The 828-nt window shown below is 57.4% G+C and carries 1 protein-coding gene; it reads right to left on the reverse strand.

What is annotated here, in order from left to right; all coding sequences use genetic code 11:
• Nucleotides 1-766 (reverse strand): IS5 family transposase gene (locus tag AC3WLT_RS37230; protein ID WP_492596535.1). Its coding sequence is split into 2 segments (ribosomal slippage), with 767 coding nucleotides annotated over them: nt 1-436 and nt 436-766; the frame shifts between segments, so codons are not numbered across the junction. This gene is flagged as partial in the annotation.
• Between the last annotated feature and the right edge of the window lie 62 nt (nt 767-828).

Below are 828 nucleotides of genomic sequence, written 5' to 3' on the forward strand. Positions count from 1 at the left end.
TAGGCAGTGTTCACATTTACGACTGGCCCAAACGCGCAGGCAAGCGATGCAAACACGAGATAGCTCTCGGCAAGCTTGTCATATCGAGTGGAGACGCGGCGAAAATGCTTGATGCGATTGAAAAACCGTTCGACCAGGTTGCGTGTACGGTACAGCGCACGGTTGTAGCGGCGCTTTGTCTTGCGATTCGAACGCGGGGGAATCACGACCTTTGCCCGGGTAGCCCGAATCCGTCGCACGAAGTGGTCAGCATCGTAGCCCTTGTCTGCGATAACCGCTCCGGTGCGCAGATGCTCGACCAGTTGCGCGGCGCACGAGATGTCGGCGACCTGTCCTTCAGTGACGATCAGTCGCAACGGGCGACCTTTCGAATCTACCGCCAGATGCACTTTGGTGCTCAATCCGCCTCGGGAACGTCCGAGCGCTTGCGGCCCGCTTTTTTTAAGGCCCCGGCCGAATGCTGGTGCGCTCGCACGATCGTCGAATCGATCAGGATGTGCTCGATTTCCGTCTCGCCTGCCAAAGCATTCGCCACCCGCGCCCATACACCCTTGCTTCGCCAGCGCGAGAAACGGATATATACCGTATGCCATCGGCCGAATTCCGCGGGAAGATCGCGCCACGGACTGCCGGTTCGGGCAATCCATAGCACTGCTTCGAGGAACCAGCGATTGTTGGATGCCGTTCGGCCACGGTCGCCTTCCTTGCCCGGCAGGATAGCTTGGACTTTGTTCCATACTTCGTCGCTCAGTAACGTGCGTACCATCCCGTCTCGTAGCGCAAAAGACAGGATGTAAACACATTTTTTCAAATGTAAACAGACCCTAG

This window comes from Paraburkholderia sp. FW306-2-2C-D06C (assembly GCF_058781505.1).